Origin of the sequence: Hydrogenimonas sp. (assembly GCF_029933015.1) — a bacterium.
Classification (GTDB): domain Bacteria; phylum Campylobacterota; class Campylobacteria; order Campylobacterales; family Hydrogenimonadaceae; genus Hydrogenimonas.
Genome location: NZ_JAOZOZ010000119.1, coordinates 1 through 5,075 on the forward strand (window position 1 = coordinate 1; position 5,075 = coordinate 5,075).

At 57.5% G+C, this 5,075-nt stretch carries 3 protein-coding genes; all 3 read left to right on the top strand.

Annotated features, from left to right (window positions below; all coding sequences use genetic code 11):
- The first annotated feature begins 71 nt into the window (after window positions 1-71).
- Window positions 72-1,097: an AmmeMemoRadiSam system radical SAM enzyme gene (amrS, locus tag Q1K23_RS07630; RefSeq protein ID WP_300363549.1), complete on the top strand. Its 1,026-nt coding sequence runs from the start codon at window positions 72-74 to the stop codon at window positions 1,095-1,097.
- 330 nt (window positions 1,098-1,427) lie between these two features.
- Window positions 1,428-3,206, top strand: coding sequence for an HD domain-containing phosphohydrolase (locus Q1K23_RS07635; RefSeq protein WP_300363550.1), 1,779 nt, complete (start codon window positions 1,428-1,430; stop codon window positions 3,204-3,206).
- A 92-nt stretch (window positions 3,207-3,298) separates the two neighbouring features.
- On the top strand, window positions 3,299-5,075 hold a 1,777-nt coding region (recQ, locus tag Q1K23_RS07640; protein ID WP_300363551.1), incomplete at its 3' end, for a DNA helicase RecQ.

Here is a 5,075-nt window from a genome sequence, read left to right on the forward strand (position 1 = left end):
GGAGTTTTCAATACTTTTTAATGGCGGGTGATGTATGCTAACTGAAAGTATATAGTGCGAAGGAGGATATCATGGCGCACGATGCGTGGCTGAGCAAAGAGCTCAAAGATGGAAAGGTCCTCTGTCTGGCGTGTGGACACGCCTGTAAACTGGAACCGGGCGAATACGGCAAATGCGGTGTGAGGGTCAACGAAAACGGCAAGCTCAAATCGACGGTCTACGGATTGGCGGCGGCGGTGCACGTGGATCCTGTGGAGAAGAAGCCGCTCTTTCACTTTCTGCCCGATACGCCGGTCTTCTCCATCGGGACGGTGGGGTGCAACTTCTGCTGCAAATTCTGCCAGAACTGGGAGATCAGCCAGCATCCCCAGACCCACAACTACGAGGTGTTCGGCCAGGATCTGCCGCCCGAGAGGATCGTGGAGCTGGCGCTGGAGACCGGGTCGAAATCGGTGGCCTACACCTACAACGAGCCGATCGTCTATTTCGAGTACACCTACGACACGGCGAAGCTGGCGAAGGAAAAGGGGCTCAAAAACATCTACGTCACCAGCGGATTCGAGACCCGCAAGGCGATCGACGAGCTGGCCCCCTACATCGACGCGATGAACATCGACATCAAGTATTTCGACGACGAGAACTACAGAAAGATCAGCTGCGGCCGTCTCAAACCGGTGCTTCAGGCGATCGAACACGCCCACGAAAAAGGGATCTGGATCGAGACGACGACGCTGATCATACCCGGTATCAACGACAGCGACAAAGAGCTGAGGGAGATCGCGAAATTCCAGGCGGACCTGAGCCCCGACATGCCGTGGCACATTTCGCGCTTCCATCCCGACTACAAGATGCTCGACCGTCCCCCGACTCCGATCGAGACACTGGTGCGCGCCTACGAGATAGGCAAAGAGGCGGGACTGAAGTATATCTACGTGGGCAACTACCCCGACGCCGACCGCGAATCGACCTACTGTCCAAACTGCGGTTTCAAAGTGATCGAGCGGCAGGGGTATATCGGCGAGCGTGTCGTCAACCACCTGGACGAAAACGGCGACTGTCCCAAGTGCCACACACACATCGCGGGGGTCTGGAAATAGTTTCCACCCCTGCCGCACGCTTTTGAACAAAACGTAGCGCAAACTCACATAATCTGTCGCATGCCGATCGGTCCGGTCGATCTTTTTCGCCAAATTGCGAAAAAAACGGGCCGGTTCTCCCCGATTTCGAAAGTTTTTTCGCTTACCGCTGCAATCAAATTCCCATAAGTGCCGATATTAGTATTGACGTTACGTATCATTCGCCGTATCCGACAAGAGGAGCGGGCGTATGATACGTCATGTCGAGAAAAAAGAGCATCGCATATTTTTCCGTGAAATCCGATATGCAGATCGTAGAAACAAAGGTCGTGGGTGGAACTCGAAAATCCCTTGGAATCGTGTACCGTACTCTATGTCGAGGATGAGAAAGAGATCCGTAACTACGTGATCCCGTTTCTGGGCCCCCGTGTGAAGACGCTGTGGGTGGCGGAAAACGGGGAAGCGGGGCTGAAACTCTACGAACGCCACAAACCCGACATCATCGTCACCGACCTGAAGATGCCGAAAATGGACGGCATCGAAATGTCCAAGATCATCCGCAGCGACGACAGAGACGTTCCGATCGTTCTCACCGCCTCCTACAGCGACCAGCACCATCTCTTCGCCGCGATCGACGCGCGGATCACCGCCTTTTTGCGCAAACCCGTCAAAATCAACGAACTCCTCAGAACCGTCGAAGACCTGGCCAAAAAGATCACCTTCGAGCGGGCGCAGAAAAAGGTGCAGGCGACGATGGCGCAGCACTATCTGGCGATCGAAGAGGAGGCGCTGCTGATCTACATCGATCAGTATGGAAAGATCAAAAAGATCAACGAACAGATGGCGATGAGACTCAACTACCCTCTGGATCTGCTCGAAGGAGAGCCTTTCAAGAGTCTCATCTACAAAGACGGACATACGGCCTACTACCAGTCGCTCTTCGAAGCGATCGAGCTGGGAGACAGCTGGCACGGAGAGATCCATCTGATCAGCCACTGCGATATGGAGCTGACCTTCAAGGCGACGCTGATCCCCCTCTACGACATCGAGAAGCCGGGGTATCAGTTCATGATGCTTCTGGAGGATATCACGGAGCTGGTCAACTACCGGAAGATCATCAAAAACGAGCTGGACGAGACGCAGGATACGCTCCAGGAGAAGATCCACTTTCTCGAGCAGTACCAGAACGCGATCAACGAAGGGACGGCGATCTGCCGCTTCGTCGAGGACGGCACGATCCTCAAGACCGATTCGCGATTCGACCGGATCTTCGGATTCAAAAAGGACGAGCTGAAGCGGCGATCTTTTTATCAGCTCTGCCCCAATATGGAGTCGGTGCTGAAGCGGGAGGTCGCCGAAGCGGTGAAGAAGAGGGAGGTCCTGCGGATGCGCATCCGCTGCCAGGACAAATACAACCAGCTCCATGTCGCCGACTCCGTCTTCATCCCCATCTACAAACTCAATGGCGAAATCGAGGAGATCATCAGCATCCACAACGACATCACCGATATCATCAAGCTCAACGAGGAGATCAAAAACACCCAGAAGGAGCTGCTCTACATCCTGGGCGAAGTGGCGGAGAGCCGCTCGAAAGAGACGGGACACCACGTCAAACGGGTGGCGGAGTACAGCCGCGTGCTGGGGCAGCTCGCGGGTCTGAGCGAAGAGGAGGTGGAGCTTCTTTCCGTCGTCGCGCCGATGCACGACGTGGGCAAGATCGCGATACCCGACGAGATACTCCTCAAACCCGACGAGCTGACCCCCGAAGAGTTCGAGATCATGAAGCGCCACGCCGTCATCGGGGGCGAACTTTTCGGCCATTCGGAGCGCCCCTTCATGCAGGCGGCCCGCATCGTCGCGCTGGAGCATCACGAAAACTACGACGGTACCGGCTATCCCAACGGCAAAAAGGGCGAAGAGATCCATATCTTCGGCCGTATCGTCGCCATCGCCGACGTCTTCGACGCCCTGAGCATGAACAGGGTCTACAAAAAAAGCTGGCCTCCCCGTGAAATCATGGACTATATGAAAAAAGAGCGCGGAAGGAAGTTCGACCCCAAACTCATCGACCTCTTTTTGGAAAACATCGACCTCTTCTTCGAGATCCGAAACCGCCTGGACAACAACTGACCCCATCCCCTCCCACCTTTCACGACACTTTTTGGGTCTCCAAAATCCGCCCCGAAATGGTAAAATGACGCCACAGGATCGGAAGGAGAATTTTGGAAAAGGTACTCAAACAGGTTTTCGGGCATACCGGTTTTCGGCCGTTGCAGCAAGAGGCCGTGGAAGCGGCCCTGCAGGGACGGGATCTGCTGATGATACTCCCCACCGGAGGAGGAAAGTCTCTATGCTACCAGCTGCCGGCTGTGATGAAAGAGGGGGTGACGGTCGTCGTCTCTCCTCTGCTGGCGCTGATGCACGACCAGGTGCGGGCTCTGAAGTTGCAGGGGATCTGTGCGGAGATGATCGGCTCGATGCAGTCTCCTTCGGAAATCGGCGAGGTCGTAGAGAGGCTGCGACGGGGTGAACTGAAGCTCCTCTACATCGCCCCCGAGCGCTTTTCGGCCTACGGTTTCATGGATCTGCTCGAATCGGTGCCCGTCGCCTCCTTCGTCATCGACGAGGCGCACTGCGTGAGCGAGTGGGGGCACGAGTTTCGGGCGGATTACCGCCGGCTGGGGCTTTTGAAAGAGCGTTTTCCCCACGTGCCGGTGGCGGCCTTCACGGCGACGGCGACGGCGGAGGTGGCCGAGGATATCGTCCGCCAGCTGGGACTGAGAGATCCCGTGCGCCTGAGGGGGTCGGTCTATCGGGAAAATCTTCTGATCCGTGCCGAGCCGCGGGCCGGAGACGGCAAAAGGCAGCTGACCGACTTTCTGGAAGGCTTCAAAGGCGAGAGCGGCATCGTCTACACCTTCACCCGCAACGCCGCCGAGAAGCTGGGCGGCTATCTGAAGGAGCGGGGGTTCAGGGCCGCGGTCTACCATGCCGGGCTTTCGAAAGAGGAGCGGCAGGCGGCCTACCACGCCTTCGTCCACGACGAGGCGGAGGTGATCGTGGCGACGGTGGCTTTCGGCATGGGAATCGACAAGAGCAACATCCGCTACGTGGTCCACACCAGCATGCCCAAGACGCTGGAAAACTACTACCAGGAGATCGGCCGCGCCGGCCGCGACGGGCTGCCCAGCGAGACGCTGCTGCTCTACAGCGCCGCCGACGCGGCCCAGCGCGCCTCTTTGATCGACGACCTGGAGGAGGGGCCCTACAAGCAGAACGCCTACGACAAACTCGAAAGGATGGTCGGTTTCTGCCGCAGCGAATCGTGCCGCCACGGACAGCTCGCCGACTATTTCGGCGAATCGATGGAGGCGTGCGGCACGCGATGCGACAACTGCACGGCGACCGATAGCCAAAAGCTGGACATCACCGAAGATGCCAGGAAGTTTCTCTCGGCCCTCTATCGCACCCAGCAGCGATTCGGCAAAAACCATCTCATCGATCTGCTTCGGGGCAGCGGGAGCCAGAAGATCCTGCAGTTCGGCCATGAAAAGCTCTCGGTCTACGGCATCGGGAAAGAGCGGAGCCGTGGGGAGTGGGAGGTGATCGCCGAGCGGCTGATGGAGCTGGGGGCCCTGTCACGGGGCGAACACCGAAATCTGACGCTCACCCCCGCGGGCGCGGAGATTCTCAAAGGGAGGCAGCCGGTGGATATCCGGGCCGATCGGCTCCGCATCAGGGAGAAGAAGGCGAAAGTCTCCAAATCGGTGCCTTCGGATATCGCATACGATAAGGCGATTTTCGATAGACTTAGAGCGTTGAGACGCGAGATCGCCGAAAAGGAGGGGGTGCCCGCCTACATCGTTTTCGGCGACAAGACGCTGGCGCTGATGGCGGCGGCGCTGCCTACGACGAAAGAGGCGATGCTGGAGATCAGCGGTGTCGGCGAAGTGAAGTTCGAGCGCTACGGCGAGGCGTTTCTGAAAGTTTTGAAGGAGT

Coding starts and splice junctions, on each gene's coding strand:
- amrS (WP_300363549.1), top strand. CDS start 72: ATGGCGCACGATGCGTGGCTGAGCAAAGAGCTCAAAGATGGAAAGGTC.